The 26,586-nt window shown below is 59.8% G+C and carries 31 protein-coding genes and 1 tRNA gene; 5 read left to right on the top strand and 27 right to left on the bottom strand.

Annotation, left to right across the window (positions count from 1 at the left end; all coding sequences use genetic code 11):
• From ACXWUF_RS02700 to ppk2, 22 genes are all read right to left on the bottom strand, one after another.
• Positions 1–562 (bottom strand): lipid-A-disaccharide synthase (locus tag ACXWUF_RS02700; protein WP_458493111.1); only part of this gene is annotated, 562 nt, incomplete at its 3' end.
• Positions 555–1,652, bottom strand: coding sequence for a DegT/DnrJ/EryC1/StrS family aminotransferase (locus ACXWUF_RS02695; protein ID WP_458493110.1), 1,098 nt, complete (start codon positions 1,650–1,652; stop codon positions 555–557). The genes ACXWUF_RS02700 and ACXWUF_RS02695, both read right to left, overlap by 8 nt.
• Positions 1,653–1,888: 236 nt before the next feature.
• The gene (locus ACXWUF_RS02690; RefSeq protein WP_458493109.1) at positions 1,889–2,719 is read right to left on the bottom strand and encodes a hypothetical protein; all 831 of its coding nucleotides are present in this window, start codon (positions 2,717–2,719) and stop codon (positions 1,889–1,891) included.
• 135 nt (positions 2,720–2,854) lie between these two features.
• Positions 2,855–3,793 (bottom strand): Gfo/Idh/MocA family oxidoreductase, encoded by a 939-nt coding sequence (locus tag ACXWUF_RS02685; protein ID WP_458493108.1) that lies wholly within the window; start codon positions 3,791–3,793, stop codon positions 2,855–2,857.
• 132 nt (positions 3,794–3,925) lie between these two features.
• A complete protein-coding gene (gene lpxA, locus ACXWUF_RS02680) occupies positions 3,926–4,705 on the bottom strand; it encodes an acyl-ACP--UDP-N-acetylglucosamine O-acyltransferase (protein ID WP_458493107.1) in 780 nt (259 codons plus the stop codon).
• Between the two features lie 33 nt (positions 4,706–4,738).
• Entirely contained in the window at positions 4,739–5,665 is a 927-nt protein-coding gene (gene xerD / locus ACXWUF_RS02675) for a site-specific tyrosine recombinase XerD (RefSeq protein WP_458493106.1), read from the bottom strand.
• Positions 5,643–6,098, bottom strand: coding sequence for a methylated-DNA--[protein]-cysteine S-methyltransferase (locus tag ACXWUF_RS02670; RefSeq protein WP_458493105.1), 456 nt, complete (start codon positions 6,096–6,098; stop codon positions 5,643–5,645). Before ACXWUF_RS02670 ends, xerD begins: the two co-directional genes overlap by 23 nt.
• Positions 6,099–6,241: 143 nt before the next feature.
• Positions 6,242–6,589 (bottom strand): 50S ribosomal protein L19, encoded by a 348-nt coding sequence (rplS, locus tag ACXWUF_RS02665; protein WP_458493104.1) that lies wholly within the window; start codon positions 6,587–6,589, stop codon positions 6,242–6,244.
• 16 nt (positions 6,590–6,605) lie between these two features.
• Positions 6,606–7,355, bottom strand: coding sequence for a tRNA (guanosine(37)-N1)-methyltransferase TrmD (trmD, locus tag ACXWUF_RS02660; RefSeq protein ID WP_458493103.1), 750 nt, complete (start codon positions 7,353–7,355; stop codon positions 6,606–6,608).
• A 12-nt stretch (positions 7,356–7,367) separates the two neighbouring features.
• Positions 7,368–7,868 carry a ribosome maturation factor RimM gene (rimM, locus tag ACXWUF_RS02655; RefSeq protein WP_458493102.1) on the bottom strand — a complete coding sequence of 167 codons (501 nt, stop codon included), beginning with the start codon at positions 7,866–7,868 and terminating at the stop codon, positions 7,368–7,370.
• 22 nt (positions 7,869–7,890) lie between these two features.
• Positions 7,891–8,157, bottom strand: coding sequence for a 30S ribosomal protein S16 (gene rpsP / locus ACXWUF_RS02650; protein ID WP_458493101.1), 267 nt, complete (start codon positions 8,155–8,157; stop codon positions 7,891–7,893).
• 202 nt (positions 8,158–8,359) lie between these two features.
• A tRNA-Ser gene (locus ACXWUF_RS02645) sits at positions 8,360–8,452 on the bottom strand.
• 24 nt (positions 8,453–8,476) lie between these two features.
• Positions 8,477–8,683, bottom strand: a complete 207-nt coding sequence (csrA, locus tag ACXWUF_RS02640) for a carbon storage regulator CsrA (protein ID WP_458493100.1) — start codon at positions 8,681–8,683, stop codon at positions 8,477–8,479.
• 128 nt (positions 8,684–8,811) lie between these two features.
• Positions 8,812–10,044: an aspartate kinase gene (locus ACXWUF_RS02635; protein WP_458493099.1), complete on the bottom strand. Its 1,233-nt coding sequence runs from the start codon at positions 10,042–10,044 to the stop codon at positions 8,812–8,814.
• Positions 10,045–10,068: 24 nt separating this feature from the next.
• Positions 10,069–12,669 carry an alanine--tRNA ligase gene (gene alaS / locus ACXWUF_RS02630; RefSeq protein ID WP_458493112.1) on the bottom strand — a complete coding sequence of 867 codons (2,601 nt, stop codon included), beginning with the start codon at positions 12,667–12,669 and terminating at the stop codon, positions 10,069–10,071.
• Between the two features lie 178 nt (positions 12,670–12,847).
• On the bottom strand, positions 12,848–13,309 hold the full coding sequence (locus ACXWUF_RS02625; protein ID WP_458493098.1) for a regulatory protein RecX: 462 nt from the start codon (positions 13,307–13,309) through the stop codon (positions 12,848–12,850).
• Positions 13,310–13,323: 14 nt separating this feature from the next.
• Positions 13,324–14,373, bottom strand: coding sequence for a recombinase RecA (recA, locus tag ACXWUF_RS02620; protein WP_458493097.1), 1,050 nt, complete (start codon positions 14,371–14,373; stop codon positions 13,324–13,326).
• Between the two features lie 40 nt (positions 14,374–14,413).
• Complete coding sequence (gene thpR / locus ACXWUF_RS02615) at positions 14,414–14,992, bottom strand: RNA 2',3'-cyclic phosphodiesterase (RefSeq protein ID WP_458493096.1); 579 nt, start codon at positions 14,990–14,992, stop codon at positions 14,414–14,416.
• The gene (locus tag ACXWUF_RS02610) at positions 14,976–15,476 is read right to left on the bottom strand and encodes a nicotinamide-nucleotide amidohydrolase family protein (RefSeq protein WP_458493095.1); all 501 of its coding nucleotides are present in this window, start codon (positions 15,474–15,476) and stop codon (positions 14,976–14,978) included. The genes thpR and ACXWUF_RS02610 overlap by 17 nt, the downstream gene beginning before the upstream one ends.
• A 126-nt stretch (positions 15,477–15,602) precedes the next feature.
• Complete coding sequence (locus ACXWUF_RS02605) at positions 15,603–16,367, bottom strand: Lcl domain-containing protein (protein WP_458493094.1); 765 nt, start codon at positions 16,365–16,367, stop codon at positions 15,603–15,605.
• Positions 16,368–16,437: 70 nt separating this feature from the next.
• Complete coding sequence (locus tag ACXWUF_RS02600) at positions 16,438–19,773, bottom strand: Ig-like domain-containing protein (RefSeq protein ID WP_458493093.1); 3,336 nt, start codon at positions 19,771–19,773, stop codon at positions 16,438–16,440.
• Between the two features lie 142 nt (positions 19,774–19,915).
• Complete coding sequence (gene ppk2, locus ACXWUF_RS02595; RefSeq protein ID WP_458493092.1) at positions 19,916–20,932, bottom strand: polyphosphate kinase 2; 1,017 nt, start codon at positions 20,930–20,932, stop codon at positions 19,916–19,918.
• A gap of 117 nt (positions 20,933–21,049) precedes the next feature.
• Here ppk2 and ACXWUF_RS02590 point away from each other — a divergent pair, with 117 nt between their 5' ends.
• The 5 genes from ACXWUF_RS02590 to ACXWUF_RS02570 all read left to right on the top strand — a co-directional run bounded on the left by ACXWUF_RS02590 (position 21,050) and on the right by ACXWUF_RS02570 (position 24,224).
• Positions 21,050–21,823, top strand: a complete 774-nt coding sequence (locus ACXWUF_RS02590; RefSeq protein ID WP_458493091.1) for an ABC transporter ATP-binding protein — start codon at positions 21,050–21,052, stop codon at positions 21,821–21,823.
• Positions 21,824–21,828: 5 nt separating this feature from the next.
• Positions 21,829–22,632 (top strand): ABC transporter permease, encoded by an 804-nt coding sequence (locus ACXWUF_RS02585; protein WP_458493090.1) that lies wholly within the window; start codon positions 21,829–21,831, stop codon positions 22,630–22,632.
• A gap of 24 nt (positions 22,633–22,656) precedes the next feature.
• On the top strand, positions 22,657–23,142 hold the full coding sequence (locus ACXWUF_RS02580; RefSeq protein WP_458493089.1) for a low molecular weight protein-tyrosine-phosphatase: 486 nt from the start codon (positions 22,657–22,659) through the stop codon (positions 23,140–23,142).
• 233 nt (positions 23,143–23,375) lie between these two features.
• Positions 23,376–23,549 carry a hypothetical protein gene (locus tag ACXWUF_RS02575; RefSeq protein WP_458493088.1) on the top strand — a complete coding sequence of 58 codons (174 nt, stop codon included), beginning with the start codon at positions 23,376–23,378 and terminating at the stop codon, positions 23,547–23,549.
• 384 nt (positions 23,550–23,933) lie between these two features.
• The gene (locus tag ACXWUF_RS02570; RefSeq protein WP_458493087.1) at positions 23,934–24,224 is read left to right on the top strand and encodes a DUF6916 family protein; all 291 of its coding nucleotides are present in this window, start codon (positions 23,934–23,936) and stop codon (positions 24,222–24,224) included.
• Between the two features lie 98 nt (positions 24,225–24,322).
• Here the strand turns inward: ACXWUF_RS02570 and ACXWUF_RS02565 are convergent, their stop codons facing one another.
• The 5 genes from ACXWUF_RS02565 to ACXWUF_RS02545 form a co-directional block, all read right to left on the bottom strand.
• On the bottom strand, positions 24,323–24,838 hold the full coding sequence (locus tag ACXWUF_RS02565) for a GNAT family N-acetyltransferase (protein ID WP_458493086.1): 516 nt from the start codon (positions 24,836–24,838) through the stop codon (positions 24,323–24,325).
• Between the two features lie 18 nt (positions 24,839–24,856).
• The gene (locus ACXWUF_RS02560; protein WP_458493085.1) at positions 24,857–25,282 is read right to left on the bottom strand and encodes a DUF6916 family protein; all 426 of its coding nucleotides are present in this window, start codon (positions 25,280–25,282) and stop codon (positions 24,857–24,859) included.
• Positions 25,283–25,297: 15 nt separating this feature from the next.
• Positions 25,298–25,807 (bottom strand): DUF6916 family protein, encoded by a 510-nt coding sequence (locus ACXWUF_RS02555; RefSeq protein WP_458493084.1) that lies wholly within the window; start codon positions 25,805–25,807, stop codon positions 25,298–25,300.
• A gap of 62 nt (positions 25,808–25,869) precedes the next feature.
• On the bottom strand, positions 25,870–26,391 hold the full coding sequence (locus ACXWUF_RS02550) for a phage tail protein (protein ID WP_458493083.1): 522 nt from the start codon (positions 26,389–26,391) through the stop codon (positions 25,870–25,872).
• Between the two features lie 12 nt (positions 26,392–26,403).
• The coding region (locus ACXWUF_RS02545; RefSeq protein WP_458493082.1) for a phage tail protein at positions 26,404–26,586 on the bottom strand (183 nt) is incomplete at its 5' end.

Here is a 26,586-nt window from a genome sequence, read left to right as displayed (position 1 = left end):
CCGCCAAGCCGCGCTGTTCCAAGGCCGTTTCCCGGTCCAGGGCCGTTCTCACCTTGCCCGCCAACGGATGCCCGACGTACGTCACCGGCACTTGATACGCCTCGTAGAACGGCACCTCGAAGGGAAAAATCACCGCCATGTGGTCGATGATCCGGCCATAACTCTTCACCCGGCCCGGCCGCCACGCCCACACCTGCGGGCTGACGTAAAACAACACCTTGATGCCACAGGCTTTCGCGGCTTTGGCGAGGCGGAAATTGAATTCCTTGTAATCGACACAGATGAGCAGGTCGGGCTTTCGCTCGCGGGCCACCCGCTTCATGAGCGCCAGCGCCCCCCGGATTTCCCCGTAATGCCGGGCCACTTCGGCAAGGCCGATGACGCCGATGCCGGAGGAATCAAAGCACAACTCCACCCCCGCCTCCCGCAGGGCTGTGCCGCCCATGCCGATCCCTCGGACGCCGGGCACGAGCTTCTTCAATTCCAGAAACAGACTGGCGGCGTGCCGGTCGCCGGAGGCTTCCCCGGCGGACAGCATCACCAGGGGCGCGTGTTCAGCCATTCAGGGCGGCGCGGATGACGGCGACGACGCGGCGGATGTCGGCCTCTTCCAACTCGGGATAGATGGGCAGGGACAGGCAACGCGCCGCCACGGATTCCGTGACCGGCAGGCTGACGCCCGCACAATCGGCGGCGAACACATTCTGCTGGTGCAGGGGCACTGGGTAATAGATGGCGCAGGCGATGCCAGCCTGTTGCAGCGCGGCCATGAGGGCGTCGCGGCGGTCGCTGAGCAGGGTGTACTGATGGTAAACGTGGACGCCGAGACCGTCCTCGTGGGGCGTTTCCAGCGGCAGGTCGGCCATCAGTGCCGAGTACAAATGAGCGGCGCGGCGGCGACCGGCGTTGAATTCTTCGATGTGGCGCAGCTTCACCCGCAGAATGGCGGCTTGGATTTCGTCCAAGCGGCTGTTGTAGCCCACCACGTCGTGGTAGTACCGCACTTCGGAGCCGTGGTTGCGCAGCACTTTCACCTTCGCCGCCACTTCGTCCGATTGAGTCGTGACGAGTCCGCCATCGCCATAACAGCCCAGGTTCTTGCTGGGGAAAAAGCTGAATCCAGCGGCGACGCCGATGCCGCCGGTCTGCCGCCCCTGAATGGACGCGCCAAAGGACTGGGCGCAATCCTCGACCAGCAAGAGACCGTGCTTTTCGCACAGCGCCGACATCCCCGCCATGTCCACCGGCTGGCCGAATAGATGCACCGGCATGACCGCCTTGGTCTTGGGCGTGATGGCGGCTTCCACCGCCGCCGGGATGATGTTGAACGTGCGGGGGTCGATGTCCACGAACACCGGCTTGGCGCCCACATAGCGGATGGCTTCCGCCGTGGCGATGAAGGTGAAGGCCGAAGTAATGACCTCATCGCCCTCCCCTACGCCCAGCGCCCGCAAAGCCAGATGCAGGGCGTCGGTGCCGGATGCGCAACCGATGGCGTGTTTCGCGCCCACGTAAGCGGCGGCTTCGTCCTCAAACGCCTTGACGTTGGGTCCAAGCACGAAGGCGCAGCTTTCCAATACGTCTTGGACCGCCGCGTCTATTTCGGGCTTGAGCCGGACATATTGGGTTTTCAAATCAACCATTGGAATCATGGAATCGGCGCTCCCTTGGGCATTAACAAATGGAGTAAGCGGGTAAGTATGTCCACCGATTCATAAGGCGGTGGAAAGTCCGGCGGGTGCGGATAAATACCCACCCTACGTGAATATAGATAGCGGTGGAAGGAAAGCGGTGTTTGATCGTACTCACCCCAGCCCTCTCCCGTAGGGAGAGGGAGCAAAATCGCTTTACCACCTGGGGTATCGGTATCTATGACAACCATCAAAGGTCAACGCACCTGAAAATCGCCAAGCACTTGGCCGAGGTTTAGGTTGCGTTTCTTATCCAGCTCCTCCAGCGTGCTTTTCACCCGCAAGAATCGGTTGCGTACGACCGCCAGCTTGGCGTCGTCGAGATTTTTCAGGACAAACCACAAATCGTTTGAGGACGGAATCATTTCCAAGAAATCCGTGGTCAACTGGGTCAGGCCATGATAGAACATATACTCCCAATTCCTTTCCTGTACCGCGTTATAATACATCTGCTTGGCTTGATACTCCGGGAGCCATTCCATGGTTTTAAATGTCTCGAAACCATCAAAATCATGGTTTTTTTCAAATCGGTAATAGCCTTGCAAAAGCTTCGTGCCCAAATCGGTATAATCCAGGGCAAATCGGTAAATGAAATCGTTTACCGTGCTGTCGTCAACCACCGGAATACGGGTTTCCACCGTATCCATGGCCGAGGGCGGCGGCGAGGCATTGGACTCCGGCGTGGAAGCCGTTAATCCCGCCCCGGGTTCGGGTGACGACGCCGCGCCACGCATACCAAAATACCAATAGCCCCCGCCCCCTAAGGCCATCAAAACCACGGTTGCCGCCACCGCCAGCATGGGCCACGACCACTCCGAACTCTCGGCGGCATCTTCCTTTATTACGAACGCTGCTTTCCCGCCGATCAGCATCTCGGAAACGAATTCTTCGGGACTATAGTTTTCGCCATGGAACCGGATATTGGTGGTGAGTCCTTCCATCGAGAAAACCCGATCCCGCTGCCGCTTGCTGCAAAACCCAAGCAGAAACAAGCGCTCGCTATCGTCCTCCAGCACTTTGCTCAGCAACACCCGGCGGAACGACTTCTTGCCGTCCCGGCGCTGATAGCCGAATTCGACTTCCACCGGCCTGCCCCGCCAAATGGGTTTCAGCGTCTTCTGCCGCCGACTGGTCTCGGATTCATTCACCACACAGGCACCACTCTAACCGGCTTTCAACAAGCGGGTGATTTCGATAGCCGTCGCCAGCGCCCGCCGACCCGCCTGGCCGGAAACCAACGGCTCTCGACCTTCGCGGACACAGGCGACAAAGTGACGGATTTCTTCCAGCAAGGCGTCGCCGTTCTCGAACACGGATTCCTCGCTGAGAATCTCAGGAATGCCGGGGAACATTTCGCCCTGGCCCCTGCGGTGGCGGGTCAGCGCCCGATTCTGGAAATCCACCGACACATAGCAGTTGGGCATGAACATCCGCATCTTGCGCTCGACCTTGAGGCTCACCCGGCTGGCGGTCACGTTGGCGACGTTGCCGTTCTTGAAGGCGAGGCGGGCGTTGGCGATGTCGATGTCGCTGGTCAGGACCGGCACGCCCTTGGCGTCGATGCGCTCCAATTCGCAATCCATGAGGTCGAGAATGATGTCGATGTCGTGGATCATCAGGTCCAGCACCACACTGACATCGTTGGCGCGGGGCTTGAAGGGGGCGAGCCGGTGGGATTCGATGAAGATGGGCTTGTCCTCGCTCAAATCGAGTCCCAGCACCGCCGCGTTGAAGCGCTCCAAATGGCCGACCATCAACACGAGCTGGCCGCGCTTGGCGATGTCGATGAGTTCGTCGGCCTCTTCCACCGTCACGGTGATGGGCTTTTCCACCAGGACATGGGCGCCCGCCAACAGAAAATCCTTCGCCACCTGATGGTGCAGGCTGGTGGGCACGACGATGCTGACCGCGTCCACCCGCCCGAGCAGCTCCCGATAATCGGCGATGGCGCGGGCACCGGTCTTCGCCGCGACGGCTTGGGCCGCGCTAGCGTCCGGGTCCGCGACCGCCACCAATTCGCAGTCAGGTAGGGCCGCGTATTTCTCCGCGTGGAACTTGCCCAAATAGCCAACCCCGATGACCGCGCAGCGCAATGGTTTCATGTCTTAATCTCCGGCAGGAAAAGGGGTATGTATATACTGCGTTCAGCCACAAACTGAACATCTTGCCCCCTCTCCCCCTGGGAGAGGGTTGGGGTGAGGGCGATCAAATGAAACGTTTTCTCCAGCCCCGGCTCAGTCTTCGTCGCGGCCACGGGCCTCAATGAAGCCCAGATTGCCACCCCGCTTGGATCCCGCCGCCAGCCACCCGCGCAGATAGGCCAATTCCGGCGTGTCGGGTAGATCGTCCAGGCTTTGCTTATTCCGCAGGCGTCGATAGGCCGCCGAAACGGCTTTCAGGCGCTCGCCGTCGATGCCCGCCCGGCGCATTCCCACCAAGTTTAAGCGGTAGTGTTTGCCGGGCCGACCGCCCACCAGAGTGTACGGGATCACATCCTTATTGATGCCCGCCAAACCTTGCAGGATGGCGAGGCTGCCGATGCGGCAGAATTGATGAACCATGACGCCGCCACCGAAGAACACCCGGTCGCCGACCTGAACATGCCCGCCCAAGGTGGCACCGCTGGCGAAGATGTTGCGGTCGCCCAGGGCGCAATCATGGCCGACGTGGCTGTTGTTCATCAGGTAATTGTGGGAGCCGAGGCGGGTGGATTGACCCGGCTTGGTGGCGCGGTTAAGGGTGACGCCCTCGCGGAACACGTTGCCGTCGCCAATCTCCAGCCAGGTTTCGGTGGCGGGGTCGAACCCCAAATCCTGCGGCAAACCACCCAGCACCGCGTGGGGATGCACTTGGTTGTCCTTGCCCATCCGCACATAAGGATGGATCACGGCATGGGCGCCGACCTGGCAGCCCTCGTCGATCCGGCACGGTCCCTCGATCACGGCGAAGGGGCCGACGGTGACGTTCGCGCCCAGTTCGGCCGCCGGGGCAATGTAAGCGGTGGGATGAATCATGACGATGCTTGCGAGAAAAATAACGGGTTGAGGTCAGCCGCGTGGATGGCAGCGGGCGTGCAAATCCTTGAGGCGTTCTTGGGCGACGTGAGTATATATCTGAGTGCTGGACAAATCGCTATGCCCTAATAACATCTGCACCACCCGGAGGTCGGCGCCGTGGTTAAGCAAATGGGTCGCGAAGGCATGGCGCAAGGTGTGGGGCGACAGGGGCTTGCGTACCCCGGCCTGTAAGGCGTGGCGCTTGATAAGATACCAGAATGCTTGCCGGGTCATGGCCGCGCCCCGCTCGGTGACGAACAAATCATCGCTGTGCCGCCCCCTCAGGATGACGGGCCGGGCCAGCCTGAAATAATGGCCTAGCCATTCTTCGGCTTCTTCGCCCAAGGGCACCAAGCGGTCTTTGCGGCCTTTGCCCACCACCCGCACCACGCCTTGGCGCAGATTGATCTGGTCCAGACGCAGGCTCACCAGTTCGCTCACCCTGAGGCCCGTGGCGTAAAGGAGTTCCAGCATGGCCCGGTCACGGCAGCCCAGGGGATCATCCGCATCCGGCGCATTGAGCAGCGCTTCCACGTCGCCTTCGGTCAGGGTTTTCGGCAGCGGTCGGCCTATCTGCGGCGGTTCGATCACCAGCGTGGGATCTTCCTCCAAATAGCCTTCCCGAATCAGGAAAAGATAGAACTTGCGAAGACTAGACAGCAAACGGGCGGTGCTGCGCCCGCTGGCTTTGCGGCGGTATTTCTCGGCGAGGTAGGCTTCGATCATGCCGGAATCCACATCGGTCAACGTGGCCTGGCGGACGGCGAGCCACGCGGCGAAGTGGGCGAGGTCGCTGCCGTAAGCCTTTTGGGTATTTTCGCTTAAGCCCTCCTCGATCCACAGCGCGTCGGTGAACCGCCGGATCAAGTCCGAATCCGCCGCGCTGGCGTCTGGTTCAGTCGAGCCGGTAGCCTTCATGGTTTAGCAGCCAGTGCTTGATGTCGAGCATGGGCCCGGCGATTTGTCCGCTGTAGCCGCCCAATCCTGTCGCGGACACCACGCGGTGGCAAGGAATGATGATGGGGAAAGCGTTGGCGCGGCACGCCGCCGCGATAGCGCGGGGACCGCTGCTTAGCTTTTTAGCAAGAGCGCCGTAAGTTTCGGCCATGCCTGGGGGGATTTGGACGAGGGCGCTCCAGACCCGGCGGGTATAGTCCGTGCCCGTTAGCCGCAATGGCAGCGAGAATTCTGTGCGCGGGTCTTTGAAGTAGCGGGCCAATTGATATGCCGCCATTTCAAGAATCGGGTTGGCGGGGACCGTTTCGCTAGTGAATTCCGACTCGAATTCCATGGCGACCAACTCATCACCCTCGACGAGCAGTCGCAATCCGCCAAAAGGGGCGGCAATCAAGCCTGTATTCCGGGGTTCAGTCTCTTTATCCATCGCGGATGCTGACATACCAACAAATCTCTATCCCGGAGACGCACAACGGGCAGCCGAGGCTGCCCGTTGCGAAGTTCTATCCGATAGCGGCCTGCCGCGCCGCATCCCGATTAGATTTTCTCTTTGATGCGGGCCGCCTTGCCGGTGCGATCACGCAGATAGTAAAGCTTGGCGCGGCGCACATCGCCACGGCGCTTCACCACGATCTCCTGAACCTGCGGGCTGTAGGTCTGGAACACGCGCTCCACGCCCTCGCCATTGGAGATTTTCCGCACGGTGAAAGCGGAGTTGTAGCCACGGTTGCGCTTGGCGATAACCACGCCTTCATAGGCCTGCAAGCGCTCGCGATTACCTTCCTTTACCTTTACCTGAACCACTACGGTGTCGCCCGGGCCAAAGGACGGAATCGTTTTGTGGCTCATCCATTCCGCTTCAAGTTGTTGAATGATGTTCGACATTGCTGATTACCTTTTCTCAATTCTTTCCGACAGAAAACTCTTTTTGGAATTCTTCAAGCAACGCTTGCTGCCCAGCATCAAGTTGAAGCTTCGCCAACAAATCCGGTCGCCTAAGCCAAGTTCGACCCAAGGACTGCTTCAAGCGCCAACGAGCGATGGCGGCATGATTGCCTGATTGCAGGATACTTGGCACACCTTTGCCATCCACTTCTTCGGGGCGGGTGTAGTGCGGACAATCCAGCAAACCGGCTACATGCGAATCCTGAACAGCCGACTCGGTGTGACCCAGCACACCCGGCAACAATCGGGCCACGGCGTCAAACAGCACCAAAACCGCCAATTCTCCACCACTTAACACGTAATCGCCGATGGACCACTCTTCGTCGATTTCGGTCTCAATCAGACGCTCATCAATGCCTTCGTATCTTCCCGCGACCAGAATCAAGCGTGGACACGAGGAAAAACGGCTTATCGCTTTTTGATCGAGCAGCTGACCCTGCGGACTCAAATAAATCGCCTTAGCCGACAAGTCCGAATCGGATCGTGCGGCTCGGATGGTATCCCGCAGTGGTGCCACTTTCATCACCATGCCCGGCCCGCCCCCAAAGGGACGGTCATCTACAGTTCGATGCCGGTCGCGGGTAAAATCGCGTGGGTTCCAACAGCGCAAACTGACGATTTCTCGCTCTATTGCCCGTCCGGTAACGCCATGCCTTGCGGCACTTTCCACCATCTCAGGAAACAGGGTGACGACATCGAAACGCACCCGACTAATTCCCTAAAACTCGGGATCCCAATCGACGATTATGAATCCCTCGTCGATCTGCACTTCTTTGACGAACTCGCCAATGACGAATGGAATTAGACGCTCATGGTCGCCGTGTACTTCCATGACATCGTTAGCGCCAGTTTCCATCATGTCCGCCACGTCACCTAATACGACTCCGTCCACGGTTCGGACTTCTAGGCCAATCAAGTCAGCCCAATAGTATTGGCCCCGTTTCAGCGGCGCGAACTGATTTCTGGAAACCGAAACTATCTGCCGTTGCAACAAAGCGGCTTGATCTCTATCGGCAACGCCCTCTAATCGGGCTATCACCACATTGCCATGCCGCTTTCCATCAATTACTCGATACTCCTTGCCCTGATTTTCCTGGTCAAGAATCCAAGGGGAATATCTTAGAATGTTCTCAGGGGGTTCTGTGTGCGACTGGACTTTTACCCAGCCTTTCACGCCATACGCCCCTAAAATTTCACCGGCTGTGACAAATCGAGACACGCAGCAGGAACACCCGTCTGTCTTAAGCTGCGACTGGCGCGGTGGGGCGCTTGCTAAACTCTTTAATTAGGCTATGGACCCGATCAGTGGTTTGAGCGCCGTGTCCCAACCAGTATTGAATCCGCTCTTCATTCAACAACAGCCGCTCAGCTTTACCCGAAGCAATCGGATTGAAAAAACCGACCCGCTCGATATAGCGGCCATCTCTCTTGGAGCGGCTATCAGTAACGACCACATGATAAAAGGGGCGCTTTTTGGCACCGCCACGGGACAAACGAATAGTGACCATCAATATTCCTCGATCAATATTATGATACGGCCATGCTTTAAGCCTAGCCGACTGGGACAGAATTAAGAATCCTGGCTATCAGCAAACAACAGCTTTGACAATCGGATTAGGACAGCAAGGGGAACCAAGTTATTCCCCTAATTTTGGCGGGCTAGAACAACTTTATTAAGGCTACCTTTGACCACCCGAACAGATGTTCGGATGGCGGAGAGAGAGGGATTCGAACCCTCGATAGAGTTTTAAGCCCTATACTCCCTTAGCAGGGGAGCGCCTTCAGCCTCTCGGCCATCTCTCCGAAACAACTCCGATTATAAACGACTTAATCCGCAGACTCAGCAGTTTTTTCGCTGGGTTGGATTTGCTGCTCCCGCTTGATCCGCTCGTAGATTTCTTCCCGATGCACAGAAACCTCTTTTGGCGCGTTCACCCCGATACGAACCTGGTTACCTTTAACCCCTAACACGGTAACTGTTACATCATCCCCAATCATTAGAGTCTCGCCGACCCTACGAGTCAATATCAACATAAATCCTTCCTTTCTGGGCTCGCAAACCTATCGAGAAGTAACGCGGTGTCCGCCGTAGCGCCAATCCAATCTAGAGACGCCATACGAGCCGCGCATTATATCACCTTCACCCCATTCCTAGGAAAATTTTATTCGCCTTCATCCGGTGCCTTGTCGAGATGGAAAGCCTCGTGCAATGTACGCACCGCCAGCTCCAAATATTTCTCATTCAAAACCACCGAAACCTTGATTTCCGAGGTCGAAATCATTTGGATATTGATGGCCTCCTTCGCCAGGGCCTCAAACATCCTAGCCGCGATGCCAGCATGAGACCGCATCCCAACGCCCACCAGCGATACCTTGACGATAGCGGCGTTACCAATCACTTCACGAGCGCCCAGTTCGGCGCAAACACCGTTCAAAATCTCCAAAGCCTTCCTATATTCAGCGCGGTTCACTGTGAACGTGAAATCGGTGGTGGCATCCTGGCCGACATTCTGCACGATCATGTCCACTTCGATATTGGCACCCGCGATGGCTCCAAGAATCTTGTGAGCGATTCCAGGCCGATCCGGCACACCCAGAACCGTCAGCTTGGCCTCGTCGCGATTGAACGCGATACCGGAAATCAATGGCTTTTCCACACTATCTTCCTCGTAACTAATCAATGTGCCGACACCTTCCTTGAAGCTGGAAAGCACCCGCAGGGGAACATTGTACTTGCCCGCGAACTCCACCGAGCGAATCTGCAAAACCTTGGAACCGAGGCTGGCCATTTCCAGCATTTCCTCAAAGGTAATCCGGACCAAGCGGCGGGCCTTCGGTTCGATGCGCGGGTCGGTGGTATAGACGCCGTCCACATCGGTGTAGATCAAGCATTCATCCGCCTTGAGCGCCGCCGCCAGCGCCACCGCCGTCGTGTCGGAGCCACCCCGCCCCAGCGTCGTAATGTCGCCGCCCTCGGTAATGCCTTGGAATCCGGCCACCACCACGACCTTACCGGCGGCGAGTTCACCCCGGATGCGGTCGGTGTCGATGTTCTGAATACGCGCCTTGGTGTGGGCGCGATCCGTAATGATCCGAACCTGTCCGCCGGTGTAAGAACATGCCTCGAAGCCGCGTTGCCGTAGCGCCATTGCCAACAGGGCAATGGTCACTTGCTCGCCGGTGGACATCAACACATCCAACTCGCGGGGATCGGGCCGCTCCTGGGCCTCATGGGCCAGCGCCACCAAGCGGTTGGTCTCCCCGCTCATGGCGGACACGACCACCACCACATCCTCGCCGCGTTGCCGGGCTTTAACCACATTATCGGCGACATGCTTGATACGCTCGACGTTGCCGACCGAGGTGCCGCCGTATTTATGTACGTATAGGGCCATCTTTTCGTCTTGCTGCTTTCAAAATTACGCCGTGCGCTGCCGCACCCAATCCGGCACGCTGTGCAATGCCGCTTCTAATTTGGAGGGGTCCGTGCCGCCCGCTTGGGCCAAATCGGGTCGACCGCCACCTTTACCGCCGACCTGGGTAGCCACCGCATTGACCAACTCGCCCGCCTTGATGCGACTGGTTTGATCCGGGGTCACGCCCGCAATCAGGCTGACTTTGCCGTCCTTCACCGTACCCAGCACAATGGCCGCGCTGCCCAGCTTGTTCCTGAGTTGATCGACCAAATCGCGCAAGCCCTTGGCGTCGGTTTCCTCGATCTTGGCCGCCAATACTTTCACGCCGCCAATTTCGACCGCCTGCGAGGCCAGATCGTCGCCGGACGCGCTGGCGAGCTTGCCCTTGAGCCGGTCCAGCTCTTTTTCCAGGGCGCGGTTGCGGTCGAGCAATTGCTGAACCTTGTCCTCCAGCCCGTCGCGTCCGGCTTTGACCCGCTCGCCCAAGGACTGCACCAACCGTTCGCCGGATTTAATCCAATCGTAGGCGGCTTCGCCGGTCAACGCCTCGATGCGCCGCACGCCCGCCGCCACGCCGGATTCGCTGACGATCTTGAACAGGCCGATGTCACCCGCCCGCTCGATATGGGTGCCGCCGCACAACTCGGTGGAGAAATCGCCGATGCGTAGCACCCGCACCTCGTCGCCGTATTTCTCGCCGAACAAAGCCATGGCGCCGGCCTTCATGGCCTCATCCTTCGCCATGACATCCGCGTAAACCGGACTGTTGACGCGGATTTGCTGATTCACCAAGCGTTCGATGGTTTCCAGTTGCTCCGGGTTGATCGGTTCGAAATGAGAAAAGTCGAAGCGTAGCCGCTGCGTGTTGACCAACGAACCTTTCTGCGCCACATGCTCACCGAGAATCCGCCGCAAGGCCGCGTGCAGCAAGTGGGTCGCGGAGTGATTCAACGCGGTGGCGTTGCGGGCTTCGCCATCGACGTCTGCCAAGCATTCGGCGCCGGTAGCGAACGCGCCCCGGACCACCCGACCAATGTGCATGAACACCGCGCCGCCCTGCTTTTGGGTGTCGCGCACTTCAAACAACGCATCGCCCGAACGCAGCACGCCCCGGTCCCCGGCCTGACCGCCGGATTCACCGTAGAACGGCGTTTTCGCCAGAATCACGACGCCTTCGTCACCTTCGCCCAATTGCTCGACGGCCTGGCCGTCCTTGAGCAAGGCCACGATGGACGACTCGTCGGTTGTGTGACTGTAGCCGGTGAACTCGCAATGCACGTCCAACTGCACGTCATTGGAGTAATCGACGGCGAAATGACTGGCGGCGCGTGCCCGCTCCCGCTGGGCCGTCATGGCGGTTTCGAAACCAGCCAAGTCCGGCACCAGTCCATGCTCGCGGGCGATGTCGGCGGTCAGATCGACCGGGAAGCCGTAGGTATCGTAAAGCTGGAACACGGTTTCGCCGGGAATGGTGCCGCCGCTCAAGCCCTTGAGGTGGGACTCCAGAATCTTCATGCCTTGTTCCAAGGTCTCGGCGAAGCGCTCCTCTTCCTTGCGTAGCACTTGCTCGACCATGGGCCGCGCCGCCGCCAACTCGGGATAGGCCGCGCCCATTTCCTGGCAGAGTGGGGCCACCAGCTTGTGGAAGAAGGCGTCCCGGATGCCCAGCTTGTAGCCGTGGCGAACGGCCCGGCGGATGATGCGCCGCAGCACATAGCCGCGCCCCTCGTTGGAGGGCAGCACGCCATCGGTAATCAGGAACGCACAGGAACGGATGTGGTCGGCCAATACCCGCAACGAGCTATTGTCGGTACCGTCGAGACCGGCCAAATCCGCCGCCGCCCGCACCAGGGTGCAGAACAGATCGATGTCGTAATTGCTATGAACGCCCTGCGCCACCGCCGCGATGCGCTCCAAACCCATGCCAGTATCCACCGAAGGCTTGGGCAATGGCATCAGCGTGCCGTCCGCCGAGCGGTCGTACTGCATGAACACAAGATTCCAAATCTCGATGTAGCGGTCGCCGTCTTCATCGGGCGAACCGGGCGGACCGCCGGGGATGTGTGCGCCGTGGTCGTAGAAAATTTCGGTGCAGGGACCGCAGGGGCCAGTGTCGCCCATGCTCCAGAAATTGTCCTTGGTGCCGATGCGGGAGAAGCGGTTCGGGTCGATGCCCACATCGTTCAGCCAAATGTCAGCGGCTTCCTGGTCCTGATCGTAGACCGTGATCCACAAGCGCTGCGGCGGGATGGCAAGTACCCCGGTCAGGAATTCCCAGGCGTAACGGATGGCGTCGCGCTTGAAGTAATCGCCGAAGCTGAAATTACCCAGCATCTCGAAGAAGGTGTGATGACGAGCGGTATAGCCGACGTTTTCCAGATCGTTGTGCTTGCCGCCCGCCCGGACGCAGCGCTGCGAGGACGCGGCCCGCACATAGGGGCGTTCGTCCCGGCCTAGGAACACGTCCTTGAATTGCACCATCCCGGCGTTGGTGAACAACAGCGTCGGGTCGTTGGCGGGAATCAACGGGCTGGAGGAAACAATCGCGTGGCCCCGTTCCTCGAAGAATTTCAAGAATAAGAAGCGCAATTCCGAACTGGTCATAGCGGTGCCGTCAGTGTGTTGTTCTTGCTTAGTCATTCATTTCAAAGCGGCGGTTGAGCGTTCCTGGCCCCGCTCACCCTTCGATACCTCAGGGCGAACAGCACCAGGAGCGCTTCCCCTACAAAGGGGAATGTCTAACAAGCCGTTCGTACTGAAATATCGAAGCATGAACGGCTTGTTAGACATTCCAGCCACCATTTTTCCGCCCTTCACGCAGGCGGCGGAACAGTCGGCGGATGTGATCCCGCCCGAAGCCCCGCCCAACCAGGAAGCGCTCCCGCGCCGCCCGCTCGGGCAACGACTCGGGGGTAGACTCCCCGAAGCGTTTTACGTAAACCTTTTCAATGAGACTATCCCAATCAGTCTCCGCCAAATCAGGGCCATCCCCGCTTTCAATCCCACGCTCCCGCAATTCGCGGTTGATCCGATAAGGGCCACAGCCCTTTTGCACGCGGTCGCGGGCAAAAACTTCCGCAAAACGGGCATCGCTTTGCAGCCCCTCGCGGATTAAATCCGCCAGGACTTCATCAATCAGGGCTTCGGGGAAAGCTTTCGCCAGCAGTTTGCGCCGCAATTCGTCGCGGCCATATTCGCGGCGGGACAGATAACGCAGGCAGGCCGTCTCCACGGCCCGCCGCACGTCGGGGGATTCACTCAGAACTCGGCCTCCTCAACCGCGTCGTCCGCTGTCGCGTTGCGGGCTGACCCCGATAATCCGGCGAGGGCTTTTTCGCGGACCTTCACTTCAATGGCGTCGGCCATCTCGGGCCGCTCCTTCAATAATTTCCGCACATTGTCCTTGCCTTGGCCGATGCGCTCGCCGCCATAGCTGTACCAAGAGCCGGATTTCTGGATGATGTCGTGGGCCACGCCCAGGTCGATCAACTCGCCCTCATGGGATACGCCCTCACCGTAGAGGATTTCGAAATCGGCATTGCGGAACGGCGGAGCCAGTTTGTTCTTGACCACCTTCACGCGGGTCTCGTTGCCGACTATTTCGTCGCCGTTCTTGATGGCACCGAGCCGGCGAATATCCAGCCGGATCGAGGCGTAGAACTTAAGCGCGTTGCCGCCCGTGGTGGTTTCGGGGCTGCCGAACATGACGCCGATCTTCATGCGAATCTGGTTGATGAAGATGACGATGGTGTTGGAGCGCTTGATATTGGCGGTGAGCTTACGCAGCGCTTGGGACATCAGGCGGGCCTGTAAGCCCACATGAGCATCACCCATTTCGCCTTCGATTTCCGCCTTGGGCGTCAGCGCCGCCACCGAGTCCACCACGACAATGTCCACACCGCCGGAACGCACCAGCATGTCGGCGATTTCCAGCGCTTGCTCGCCGGTATCGGGCTGGGAGACCAACAGTTCATCCAGATTGACGCCGATTTTCTCGGCGTAGGTCGGATCCAGCGCGTGTTCGGCGTCGATGAACGCGGCCACGCCCCCCAGCTTTTGCACCTGGGCGATGACCTCCAGGGTCAGGGTGGTTTTGCCCGAGGATTCCGGGCCGTAAATCTCGACGACGCGACCACGGGGCAGGCCACCGCAGCCAAGGGCAATGTCCAGCGTTAAGGAACCCGTGGGAACCACATCAATATCCCGCACCGAGGGCATGTCGCCCATCCGCATGACGGAACCCTTGCCGAACTGCTTTTCGATCTGCGTGAGCGCCGCGCCCAAAGCTTTCCGTTTGTTCTCGTCCATCCGCTTGATTTTCAATAAGTCTTTGTAAAAGATTGGGTAATTATGTCATAGACGCCCCGGCGGCGATAGCCTTGGGGACTGGCAGAGGCCAGGATTCGTGCTGGATATAGATGGGGCCATCCCGATCCAGCCGGGATTCCATCAGGCAAAAAGAGTGGGGATTCCAAATCACGGGCTCGTCGAGTGGCCGCGAAGCCCGGTCGGATTGGCCCTTTCGCGCCAAGGTCAGATGGGCTTTATAAGACCGCGACTCGATGGCGAAGCCCGCGCCGCGCAGCCGCTTCCCCAAATCCGCCGCCAATCCCGCCAGAGCCGGGGGAGTCTCGCGAGACGCAAGACAGACGATGCCGTTGCGCGGCCAGAATTGCATACGGTCGAGTTCTAGGGTGAAGCTCTGCCCCACCGTTTCGGTGCCGAGGCGGTGGAGTTCGGGCCAGCGGGCGGCGTCCACTTCGCCCAGGAAGGCCAATGTGATGTGCCAATTGTCCGGCCTCACCCAGTTGCCGCCGACCGTCCGCCGGAGCGAATCCACGACGCCAATCAACCGCGAGCGCACCGCGTCGTCGGGCCACAGCGCGAAGAACAGGCGGGCCGATGTTTTCTCACTCGCGGCAGGCATCGACCACGCCCCGCAAGGCTACCGCCACCGCCTGCCGCCGCACCGCCGGGCGGTCGCCATTGAAGCATTCCATGCGCGTGCGGCATTCGCTGCCTTGCCTTTGCCAGGCCAGCCACACCGTGCCCACCGGCTTGTCGGACGTGCCGCCGGAGGGTCCGGCGATGCCGCTCACCGCGACGGCCAGCCGCGCCCGGTCTTCCCGCAATGCCCCCGCAACCATGGCCCGCACGGTGGCTTCGCTGGCCGCGCCGTGGGCGTCGATGATGGCGGGGCTTACGCCCAGCAGTTCGATTTTCGCCGCGTTGCTGTAGACCACGAAGCCCCGGTCGAACCAGCCGGAACTGCCCGCGATGTCGGTCACGCACTGGGCGATCCAGCCGCCGGTGCAGGATTCCGCCGTGATTAGCATCAGGCCCGCCGCCGTCAAGGCGGTGCCCGCTTCCCGCGCCAAGTCGAATAAGTCTGCATCCGTCTCGATTGCCATCACGACCTCGAAAAATTCCCGCTACGAGATGATGTGGCTGGATTATGAAATTATGTAGGTCGGGCATGTACTCATGCCTGCCGCTACCCGGCTCAGCATCACATTCCTCATAAGCATCGGCGGGACTCAAGCACCAAGTCGCCCGCGCCGCCGCACCACACACAGCCCAGTCAGCGCACTGCCAAATAGCCACACCGTCGCCGGAAGCGGCACAGCGGCGACATCGCCGGTACGCACGACCCATGCGCCGAACTGGCTGACCTTCACATAGCCGTCTTGATAGCCGATAGAGGTGTCGAACACCCAAGATTCGCCGGGATAAGCGGCATTCTCCGTGGCGAACCAATAGACATAGGACTCGACGTTGCTCAACAGGCTGTAATTGCCATTATGGGTGGCGTCGATGGGCTGGTCGGACACCCCGCCCAATTCGTCATAAAACAAATGCCCCAACTCGCTGGTATTGCCATACCCGACATCCGCCACGGGATCGGCACTGGGTAGCCGCCAGTCGTTGTAGCCCTGGTGATTGACGCTATTGAGATAGCCCACCCAGGCTTGCGCGCCCCACCAACTCATATGGCCGGTGGCGGTATTGAAGTCCCCGGCACTGAGCGTGTAAGCGCCGCCGTCGGCGGGAGTATCGTAATTATTCGGGGTGTCGTGGATGACGCCCCCATTAGCGGCGATGATGTCGGCGACTAGGCTGGGGTTGGTTTCCGCCGCCGTGAAGAAGGCGTTGGCGTCTTGCAACCAAGTGACGCCGAGGCCGGTGTCGTAGACCATCCCGCCGGGATGGCTGATTAGGTCGGCGGCTACCGGGGCGGAAAAATTCAAAAGCAAGCCCGCCAGCGGCAAGGCGGACCAGTGGCGGCGATGCGCTGTGTTCATGGAGAAATCCTCTTTATAATCATTTGGATGCCTCGCAGGCCGGGCTTAAGCCCGGCCTGCGGCGGGCCAGTTAATTGGCGGGCGGGACATGGGCGGGAATCTGCTGTATCCGCAGATTGATCGCCTCATACATCGTGGCCTCGCTGAACGGCAGCAGGTCTTCCGGGGCGACGTAGGAATCCTCCAGGCCACCGCGAAGCTTCATCCAGACCACCTGATTCTCGGTGTCCTGCCAGAAGGTCTCGCCCGGCGAGGCGATGACCGCCGCCAGCGACTCCACCGCCTGATAAGAACGGCAGTACACGGTGCTGGGGACGCAATCCACATTGGTGAGGCCGTTGGGGTTATACGTGGTCGCCGCGACCCGCACCGGCAGCGCCCCCGAGAACCGCACCCCAACGACCACCGTGCTGTCCTGGGTGAGCATGTTCTCCACCTGGAAACTCACATCCCGCACGTTCACCACTTCGGGCGAGACGTACCCCGGAAAATCCAGCAGGAACAGGCCGCCGTCGCGGGCCGCGAAATGGCGCATGTTGGGGAAGGGCGATTGCCCCACGCCGCTGTTGATATGCCAGGTATCCACCAGCGGATGGGGGGCGGCCTCGCCATAGCGGCTGACGTCGATCTCCATCTGGGCGTCGTAAGGCTCGCCCTGCCGGTTCACCACGAAGAACTGCGCGCCGTAATAATCGCCGTCGCAACTGGCCCCGCCCGCCGCGCTGCCGGGCTGGCATTGGGCATTGTGGGTGAAGAACGGCAGGTCGTAGACGCTCCAATTATTGGCCGGACCCCACACCCCTTGCGGATCCCACAGCGCCCCCGCCAGCTTGTAATGGGGGAATTCGGCCACGGCCCGGAAGCCGGGATGGCTGTCGATGATGAGGTTGTTGACGTTGCGGATTTGCCCCTTCTCCACCGGGCGGAGGTAATAGTCGGAGGTGTCGAACACCCCGCTGCGACCGCCGCCGACGTTGGGATAGGCGGTGTTCAGCGGGAAGTGCATGGCGATGTTGTGGTGAATGTCGAAGCCGCTGTGGTAACTGGCGAACGCCACCTCCGCGCCATACCAGTCCCGGAACGGGCGCTCGGTGGGGTTATTGAGACTGGTGCCCACCACCAACGACCGGGTGATGACACCGCCCGCGCCCGCCCCGGCGAAATAGCGCCCGTGGTTGTCGGCGGACACGAACTCGCTGTAGTCCGCATACGTCACCCGGTTCCACAGGCCGCTGACGCCGTTCTTCCAGGTCTTGAGACCCTTGAAGCTGAAGCGGTGCAAATTCGGGTCGATGGGCCAGTTAAAGTTAGCCAGCCCGTCGGCGGTGGTCGAGAAATATTGCAGCATCTGCAAATTGCCCAGGTCATCGGTTTCCGACTCGTCGAACATGGTGCCTTCGTTGGCGTTGGAGTGGGTGGTGTTGTCGTCGAAATTGCCGAAGCGCATGAAGCGGGGAATCAGCGCGACATCGGCGCTCGCCCCCACCGGGTGTTGTGGGAAGGCCATCCACAGGCCGAAGCCTTGCGCGTCGGCGGCGACGTTGTTACGCACCGTGTTGTCCGGGTTGCTGACCCACAGCCCGCTGGAACCGCTCCGCAGGCCCGGATAGTCGGCCAGTTCGTGCAGCTTCAAGGCTTGCTCGGGGGGCAATGGCGGGTTGCGGACGTGCATGATCAGATTGCCTTCCACCAAATTGCGCCGCTCCACCGCGTCCTCGAAGAAGACGCCATGGCCCTGGATGTCGTAGCAGACATTGTTCTGCACCGTCAGGCCGTTGGTGGCGTGGATGGTGATGCAGCGGTTGGTGGACTGGTGGAGGCTGGAATTGCGGAGGTAATCCCCGGTCACGTCGCCCACCGCCGCCCCGCCCGCCACATAGCTGCGGCGGTGGCTGTGGTAGGGATAGCGGCCCAGGATGCCGCGCTGGCCGACCCGGCGGAATTCCACGCCGTCGATATGGGCGTGGGAGTCCTGCCCCATGATCATCAGATGCGCCCCAAAGCCCGCCGTCTGCCACAGGGTGTCATCGGGGGCTTGGATGACGATGTGGCGGGTGAGGTTGGCCACTTCGGCCCGCTCGTCCAGCACCAGGGGCGTGTTGCCCGAGGCGGGATCGGCGGGCGGCGTCGCCAGCGTGGCGTCGCTCAGGCTCAGGCCGGTGGGCGTGGCGTATTGCAGCAGCCCCCAGCGGGAGGCGGTGAGCGGGTTCTGCAAGTTCAAGGTCTGCCCGGCCAGCCCCGCGACTTGATGCAGCTCGGTTTCCGAGCGGCTGTAGAAATCGGTCGGCCCGACGATGATCTCGTCGCCCACCTGCCAATCCACCGCCTGTTCCAAGCTGAGCTGGGTGGCGTTGGCGGGGGCGTGCTGGTTGATCTTGGTCCATATGACGCTCGGGGCCACCCCGTGCAGTTCCAAAACGCCATTCATCACCAGCAGGCCACGGGTGCCCATGCCGCCGAGGTTGGCGGCGGCGTCCGTGTCGGTCAGGGTCAGCGTGGCGTGATGCTGGAACGACTGTTCGGCGCTGCCGATGTGCAGTTCGCCCTGGTCCAGCAAAATCCATTTGGCCCGCAGTTCGATGTCCGCCTCGGCGAATTCCAAGCGGCCCTGGATGGTGAGTCCGCCCATTTCCGGCGGGCTGCCGGCGAGGGTCACGCACTGCCCGGCGGCGATGGTCAAATCCGCGCCGGGCGCGGGCACCGCGCCGCCCCAGGTGGCGGGATTGGTCCAGGCCGAACAGGCCGACGCCTGCACATCGAGGCCGACGGTGGCCGGGTGGGAGCGCAGTTTGCCGTCGTAGGCGGTGAAGCTGAAACTGTCCGGGCCGGTATAACCCGCCTGGGGCGTGTAGGTGGCCGTGCCGCCGAGAATTTGCGCCTGACCATGGGCGGGCGGGGTCTTGACGGCGAAGCTCACCGGGTCGCCGTCCACATCGGCCCCGCTCAAGGGAATCAGCACCGGCGCACCCGGTCCGGTGACGGCACTGGTGGGGCTGGCGGTGGGCGGATCGTTGAGGGGTTTCACGGTGACGGTGATGACCGCCGAATTGGAATCGGCTTGGCCGTCGTTGGCGCGGAAGCTGAAGCTATCGGTGCCCCGCCAATTGGTCGCCGGGGTATAAATGGCTCGCCGCCCCTGCAATGTCACCGTGCCACCATGCGCGGAGGCGGCATCGACGCTGAACGTCAGCGGATTTTGGTTGGCGTCGCTGGCGTTGAGGGTGATCGCTTTCGAGGCATCCTCCCAGGTGGTCAGCGTGCCCGACACGGCCACGGGCGGGCTGTTGGCGGCGACGGCCAGACCGGGCAGGACCACCAACGAGAGCGCCATCAAAGGCTGTTTGAAATCTGGAAATTCCGTCCGGCAAGGCGTGGGACCGGCGGCGATGGGCGTTTTAGTTTTCATAGTGGCTTACCTGAGCTGTCCGGGATGCGGCGCGTATTTCGCGCCATTCGGGACGGTTGCGAAAGCCAAACATTTGCCTGGATTCGCGGCACTATTTGCCTGCCACTCGATCAGTTGGGCCATCCATGGCGCCAACCAGCCATCAAAACTGATCCAGCACCCTTTCCTCTATTTCCAACACCCGCGAGGCCGAACCGACCAGCAAATGATCCGGCTCGCCAGCGACCTTCAGGTTCTTGTCCGGGTACGGCAGCGAATGCAGGAAGTGCCGCATACAGTTGATCCGCGCCCGCTTCTTGTCGTCGGACTTGATGACCGTCCAGGGCGCGTCGGCGGTGTCGGTGTGGAAGAACATGGCCTTCTTGGCCTCGGTGTAATCGTCCCAACGGTCCAGCGATTTAATGTCGATGGGGCTGAGCTTCCAATGCTTGAGCGGGTCGTCGCGGCGGGAAATGAAGCGGCGAAGCTGCTCGTCACGACTCACCGAGAACCAGTATTTGAAGAGCAGGATGCCGCTGTTGACCAGCATCCGCTCCAGCAGCGGCGTCTGGCGCAGGAATTCCAGGTATTCCAGCGGCTTGCAGAAGCCCATCACCCGCTCCACCCCGGCCCGGTTGTACCAGGAGCGGTCGAAAAACACCATTTCCCCGGCGGTCGGAAAATGGCTCACGTAGCGCTGAAAATACCACTGGCCCCGCTCGGTCTCGGTGGGTTTCTCCAAAGCCACGACCCGTGCGCCACGGGGGTTGAGATGCTCCATGAAGCGCTTGATGGTGCCGCCCTTCCCCGCCGCGTCCCGGCCCTCGAACAGGACGATGACCCGCTGCCCGGTCTCCTTGACCCAGCTTTGCACCTTGAGCAACTCGATCTGCAATTCCGTCTTGTTCCGTTCGTACTCGCGGCGGCGCATCCGATTCGAGTACGGATAAGCGGGCGGCAAGGCGGCTTCGTCGCTGTCCTCGTTGGCGCCATGGGGCGCGGTGGCGACGATGAGCGCCGTCGGCTCCTGGCTGATGGCTTCGATCTCGGCGGCGGCTTCGGGATTCGGCGGAACCCCCTCAATCCGGGATTCGTCCGTGGATTCCAAGGACTCCGTGACGGACAAGGGCTGTCCGTCGGCGGCGGGAGTATCGACAACTTTGGGTTTGAATCGACTCATGGCTGCACTCCTAGAAACATTGGCTTATAAAGGGATTCTAGTCGCAAAGCGGGAAACCTTGCCAGCGAACGCCAAGCCCCGCCGGAAGGTCTATCGGCGACGAACCGGGAAGCGGGTATGCTTCGAATTCAATCCTCGCTTTTGGAAGCCAATCCCTTGAGCAAATACGCCATCGAAGTCAGCCAACTGGTGAAACGCTACGGCGAATCCACCGCCGTGAACGGCATTTCCTTCGAAGTTCCCGCCGGTAGCGGCTGCGCCCTGCTGGGCGGCAACGGCGCGGGCAAGACCACCACCCTGGCGATGCTGCTGGGCCTGCTGCTGCCGACCTCCGGCACCATTCGGATTCTGGGTGTGGACATGGCGCGGAACCGCTATGCCGCCCTGCCCCGGATGAACTTCACCTCGCCCTACGTGGACCTGCCCCACCGGCTGACCGTCGAACAAAATCTGGATGTCTACGCCCGGTTGTATGGCGTCCGCCGCCGCGCCCAGCGCTTGCGGCAACTGGCCGAGACTTTCGACCTGCAAGCCCTATGGAAACGCAACTATGGTTCCCTGTCGGCGGGCCAGCGCACCCGTGTGTCGCTGGCGAAAGCGCTGCTGAACGAGCCGGAGGTGCTGCTGATGGACGAACCGACGGCCTCCCTCGACCCGGCGTCGGCGGATACGGTGCGGACCTGGCTGGAGGACTACCGGCGTAGCACCGGGGCCACGCTGCTCCTGGCTTCCCACAACATGCAGGAGGTGGAGCGGCTGTGCGGCCAAGTGGTCATGCTCAAGCAAGGCCGCGTGGTGGACCGGGACACGCCGGAGGGCTTGGTGCGCAAATACGGGCGGGAGACACTCGAACAGGTATTCATCGACATCGCCCGCCGCCCCTTGGAATAACGACCATGCCCCTACTTCATAGCCTGCATCGCGTGGCCGCGCTGGTGACGCGCTACCTCTACCTGCTCCGCCGCTCCTGGCCGCGCCTGCTGGAATTGATGTACTGGCCCACCGTGCAGATGATCCTGTGGGGCTTAATCAACCGCTTCCTAGCCGGGCAGAGCGACTGGGTGGCGCAGGGCGCGGGGCTTTTGATTGGCGCGGTGCTGCTGTGGGACGTGCTGTACCGGGCGCAATTGGGCGTGTCGGTGGTTTTTTTTGAGGAAATGTATTCCCGGAATCTCGGCCATCTGTTCGTCAGCCCGCTGCGTCCGTTGGAACTGGTCGCCGCCTTGCTGACGGTGAGCCTGCTGCGGACAGCCATCGGGGTCGGCGGCGCGGCGGGCTTGGCGATTTTGCTGTACCGCTATTCCCTCTTCGACATGGGCCTGCCTTTGCTGGCCTTTTTCGCCAACTTGCTGGTGATGGGCTGGTCGGTCGGGCTGATGGTGGTGGCCTTGGTGCTGCGCTATGGGCTGGGCGCGGAGGGTCTGGCCTGGGCCGTCATTTTCGCCTTGGCTCCGTTCAGCGGTGTTTATTACCCGCTGTCGGTGCTGCCTGACTGGATTAGGCCCGTGGGACTGGCGCTGCCGTCCAGCCATGTGTTCGAGGGAATGCGGGCCGTGGCGCGGGAGCATGTCTTCCCGATGACGGAATTCTGGTGGGCGGTCGGCTTGAATCTGGTTTATCTGGCGGCGGGTTTGCTACTGTATCTGGCCGCGTTCCGGGTGGCCCGGCGGCGCGGGCTATTGCTGCAAATGGGCGAATGAGAACACTAACGACAAGGCTGAATAATGAGTGAGATTAAAGTTTTGCTGTGCTGCATGGGCAACATCTGCCGCTCGCCCATGGCCGAGGGATTGCTGAGAAAGCTGGTGGAGGACGCCGGCATCGGTGACCGGGTGTTGATTGATTCGGCGGGCACCCACGCCGACTTCCCGAACGCCCCGCCCGACCGCCGCGCCCAGCGGGTGATGGCGGCGCGGGGCATTGACATCAGCGGCCTCCGCGCCCGGCGGGTCGCTCGGTCGGATTTCGAGCGGTTCGACCTCATCCTGGCCATGGACGCGCACAATCACGACATGCTCAGCTTCGTGTGTCCGAAAAGCCAGCGCCATAAGCTCGGACGGCTGCTCGACTACGCCCCGCGCAGCAAGGTCCGCGATGTGCCCGATCCCTACAATTGCGACGAATCTGAGTTCGACCGGGTGTTCGAATTGGTGGAAATGGCCAGCCAAGGGGTTTTGGCGCATCTTACCGGTCTTCTTGCCCGCCGTTAGACTCATTTATTTTCAATAACTTATAAAATTTCAACGCCCTTGATCAAAAAAACTTGAGGTCAACCCTTGAACAGGATTATTAACGTACATAGAATAGTCCCCGTGCGGTGGGAAAGGCGCTTCAGACAGCGCTCCACTCGCAAACGTAACATTAGTTACGGTCAATGGGGCATCTTTTCTCACCCGAAGACGCCCTGCTATAAATTCAAATAACGTCTGTTGAGGTAAACAAAATGGAACAAGAAAAAGACAATTTTTGGCTCTACATCGGTGCAATTATCGTCGCGGCTGTCATCGGTGTATTCCTGCTGAAGGCTAGAGAAAACGAAGTCAGCGGTTGGCAAAACGGCGCTGTCCAGGAATCGAAAGCAGAAGTTGAGAAACAGATGCGGAACGCAAAGCCCTAATTTGAAAATGGGCCGCTACTTGTTAGTCTGATTTGTTTTAGCGGTTCGCAGAAATTTAGAATAATCAAGGTATCCTAATTGGGGATGCCTTAAATACTAGCCTTGTTGCTGAGAGATTTAGTCGAATCCTTAATCGACCCGAATCTCTAAAGCGGCAAGGCTTTTTTATTGGCGGTATTCCGGGGGGAGGCAGGACTGGCGATGTCGGTGGATTGACGGAAAGGCACGGCCTGCCCCATTGCCGCGAACCGATAGCCCGCATGAAAATAAACCGGCTCGGATAGGAAATGCCCGTTTATCAAAGCGGGGGCGACATAACCCGCCAGTGGCCATGTCGTTTACAATAACAGGCTTGTTGATTTCATCGAGCAAGCGAGTATCCACATGCTGAACAAAATTACCGCCGGAGATTTTGCCGGGATCGACCCCGGCTCCCTTAAGCTGACCATCGGGAATTATCAATGCTGCCCGAAGATCCTGAAGATTAAGGAACATGCCGCCCACGCCATGCGTTCTGATACGCCTTTTACCTTAACGCTGGCAACCCCCCCGGAATGGGGCTTCCCCCAAGGCACGTATAGCCTGGAACACCCCAAACTAGGGGAGCTATCGTTATTCATGGTCCCCATCGGTCCCTGCGAGGAAGGAATGCGGTTTGAAATTATCTTCAATTGAGGGATGGCGGCGCGAGTCCGACATCGAATCCCTATATTTAGTTGGCTTGTGTACGCCAAGCCGACCATTTCCGGCATGGGCTTCGGTGGACTCGCGAATTATTGATCAGGCTTGCCCGGCGGATGCCAATGCAGGAATTGATAGGCGCCGCGATCCTCGACGAATTGGAATCCGAAACGCCGATAAAGACTTTGGGCCGGATTATTAGGCTCCACATGCAGGCTGACAAACAATCCTTGCTCGCTGGCGAAATCCATTAAAATCCGAATAATCGCGGTGCCCAGGCCACGGTTTCGCCATTCCGTCAGCCAAGTTATCTCCATGAGGCGAAGCTCGTCCCCCCGCAAATCCACATAGAGACGGCCCATCGCCGTACCCGCTTGCTCCAGTATCCAAAACCAAGCATCGGGATAATGACGCCGATAATGGTCCCGCTGCAATCCGCTTTGCCAGCGAATAAACCTCTGCTTCTTGTCGTCGCTCCAGCCCGAAACCGATAACTCTTCCTCGCGCACGCTGGCATATAGGCTGGTTACAAAGTCGAAATCCTCGGGGGTTTCAACACGCAGCGTGAAACCTTCGGGCAAAGCGGCGGAGAGTTTGGCAGATAGCATCGGTTATCCTGGGCGGAGTTAGCTCAAAAGGTTGAAACAAGCTTGGTAATAGTTACTGCATCCATTGCTGCAAAAGGGCTGTAGGAAAATATTGGCTTTGCCCGCCGTGGGATGCCGCATTTGATAAGTATCCTGGGCCAGCGCGTCTCCCGCCGCCCCCATGAATACCAGGGAGAACTGCTCGGTTTGAGCGGAGGAAACGACTTTTTTAGCCTCCACCAACTGCAAGCGCCCCCGATAGCCTAGCTTGGTATCCAGGCTGGACACTGCGAAAGTTTCTCCCAGCAGGGCGGCGAATTTTTCATACCTTAACGATCCTCTCAAGCTAACTCTGCCGATGCCGATTGTTTTTTGAACGGCGCTTGTTAACCCCCCGGCATAACCTAGCACCGCAATCCCCAGCATTATCCTGATAAACTTTCTCCTTTGTGGGTTGCCGCTCACTTTAATTGGCCCCTATTACTTTAAAAGATTGAATAACGCCCGATAATAACTCCATTTTCGGTCGGAGCCATTTGGCTCTAAGAATAACTCAAATGTATCGGTTCGTGGGGGGCGTTCAAAAGCATAGACGGCTTTTTGCAACGGATAATCCAACGGACCTTTAAATACCACGGTGAATTGCTCCGTCTTGGCGTCCTGTTTTAGTGGGGTAACTTCGGTGATGGTCAGGGGGATTACTTTGCCGACTTTTGGGCCTTTGCCGCTTAGGGTATAGACGGAGAAGGTTTCTCCCTTATACGTCAGGAAGTTGGCGTGGCTTAAGGATTGGCTAAGTGGAATACTGGCAGCGGCCAGCAGTAAAGTTGCGGGGGATAGCAGCATTAATAAAACCAGAGATTGAGCTAATCTCAAAACCACTGTTCGCCTGAGCATACAATTTAGAATAAAGCTTAATGCGGATTGATTGGGTGGGCTTTTCTGAAAAAAGATAGGGGCAGTTTGACCTGCCCCTAATTCATAACTCAAAAACTCATGCAACTTGACTATGGCTTACAGGGACTACCGCTTTCTGGATAACCTAGCGTTGGCTAGGTGCGCGGAGGAAATACCCCTTGCATGGCGATGCAGAAATTCAGCGTCAAATAAGGCTGCATGTTGTTGTGGGGTTGGTCGCCACCCACAGGCGCAATCGTGTTATCGGACATCGCAACCATAGTCGGGTTGTTGGCGTTGTATAAATTGCCGCTGGCGGGACGGGTGAACGTCGCCCCGCTCGGCGCTTGCAAAGACCCCAATGGCACCGTCTGCGCACCCATGGTGTGGCTGTGGGTGGGCATCTCGCTTTCCAGCAGGCTTACGGTGTCCGAGCCGCCTGTTTCCCCGAGGTCGTGCAGGGACAAGCCCGGCCCCTGGCCCGGATGCATGGGGGCGCGGCCCTGAAGGTCGGGCAACGCGAAGTTGCTCTTGCCGTTCCCGCCGTAGGTGGTGCCGAGCAGGGAGAAGAGCGCCGTGTTTTGCGACAGGGGGAGGAGTTGCCCGTCGCAGAACGCCCAGCCTTTGGGTGCGAAGTTGAAGGGGAAGATTCTGATTTCCGCTACGAAAGGATCCATGACGCTTATCTCTTAGGTTGGCGACGGGAATATCCCGTACAGGGAAATGATGAAATCGACGCACAGGTAGGGCTGCATGTTTTGATGGGGCTGCGACCCGCCCACCGGGCTTACCGACGAAGGATTGAGCGTCATGGAGGGGTTGCCGGCCCGGTAGATTTTCGCCGCCGCTTGCCCGGTGACGTTGCTCTGGGG

Source organism: Methylomagnum sp. (assembly GCF_054333355.1).
This window is presented reverse-complemented; position numbering and strand designations above follow the sequence as displayed.

Bases quoted from the DNA above. Each gene is read 5' to 3' on its own strand.
- ACXWUF_RS02695 (WP_458493110.1), bottom strand. From the start codon at position 1,652: ATGATTCCAATGGTTGATTTGAAAACCCAATATGTCCGGCTCAAGCCC.
- ACXWUF_RS02685 (WP_458493108.1), bottom strand. From the start codon at position 3,793: ATGAAACCATTGCGCTGCGCGGTCATCGGGGTTGGCTATTTGGGCAAG.
- lpxA (WP_458493107.1), bottom strand. From the start codon at position 4,705: ATGATTCATCCCACCGCTTACATTGCCCCGGCGGCCGAACTGGGCGCG.
- xerD (WP_458493106.1), bottom strand. From the start codon at position 5,665: ATGAAGGCTACCGGCTCGACTGAACCAGACGCCAGCGCGGCGGATTCG.
- rplS (WP_458493104.1), bottom strand. From the start codon at position 6,589: ATGTCGAACATCATTCAACAACTTGAAGCGGAATGGATGAGCCACAAA.
- rpsP (WP_458493101.1), bottom strand. From the start codon at position 8,157: ATGGTCACTATTCGTTTGTCCCGTGGCGGTGCCAAAAAGCGCCCCTTT.
- csrA (WP_458493100.1), bottom strand. From the start codon at position 8,683: ATGTTGATATTGACTCGTAGGGTCGGCGAGACTCTAATGATTGGGGAT.
- ACXWUF_RS02635 (WP_458493099.1), bottom strand. From the start codon at position 10,044: ATGGCCCTATACGTACATAAATACGGCGGCACCTCGGTCGGCAACGTC.
- alaS (WP_458493112.1), bottom strand. From the start codon at position 12,669: ATGACCAGTTCGGAATTGCGCTTCTTATTCTTGAAATTCTTCGAGGAA.
- recA (WP_458493097.1), bottom strand. From the start codon at position 14,373: ATGGACGAGAACAAACGGAAAGCTTTGGGCGCGGCGCTCACGCAGATC.
- thpR (WP_458493096.1), bottom strand. From the start codon at position 14,992: ATGCCTGCCGCGAGTGAGAAAACATCGGCCCGCCTGTTCTTCGCGCTG.
- ACXWUF_RS02610 (WP_458493095.1), bottom strand. From the start codon at position 15,476: ATGGCAATCGAGACGGATGCAGACTTATTCGACTTGGCGCGGGAAGCG.
- ACXWUF_RS02605 (WP_458493094.1), bottom strand. From the start codon at position 16,367: ATGAACACAGCGCATCGCCGCCACTGGTCCGCCTTGCCGCTGGCGGGC.
- ACXWUF_RS02600 (WP_458493093.1), bottom strand. From the start codon at position 19,773: ATGAAAACTAAAACGCCCATCGCCGCCGGTCCCACGCCTTGCCGGACG.
- ppk2 (WP_458493092.1), bottom strand. From the start codon at position 20,932: ATGAGTCGATTCAAACCCAAAGTTGTCGATACTCCCGCCGCCGACGGA.
- ACXWUF_RS02590 (WP_458493091.1), top strand. From the start codon at position 21,050: ATGCTTCGAATTCAATCCTCGCTTTTGGAAGCCAATCCCTTGAGCAAA.
- ACXWUF_RS02585 (WP_458493090.1), top strand. From the start codon at position 21,829: ATGCCCCTACTTCATAGCCTGCATCGCGTGGCCGCGCTGGTGACGCGC.
- ACXWUF_RS02580 (WP_458493089.1), top strand. From the start codon at position 22,657: ATGAGTGAGATTAAAGTTTTGCTGTGCTGCATGGGCAACATCTGCCGC.
- ACXWUF_RS02575 (WP_458493088.1), top strand. From the start codon at position 23,376: ATGGAACAAGAAAAAGACAATTTTTGGCTCTACATCGGTGCAATTATC.
- ACXWUF_RS02570 (WP_458493087.1), top strand. From the start codon at position 23,934: ATGCTGAACAAAATTACCGCCGGAGATTTTGCCGGGATCGACCCCGGC.
- ACXWUF_RS02565 (WP_458493086.1), bottom strand. From the start codon at position 24,838: ATGCTATCTGCCAAACTCTCCGCCGCTTTGCCCGAAGGTTTCACGCTG.
- ACXWUF_RS02550 (WP_458493083.1), bottom strand. From the start codon at position 26,391: ATGGATCCTTTCGTAGCGGAAATCAGAATCTTCCCCTTCAACTTCGCA.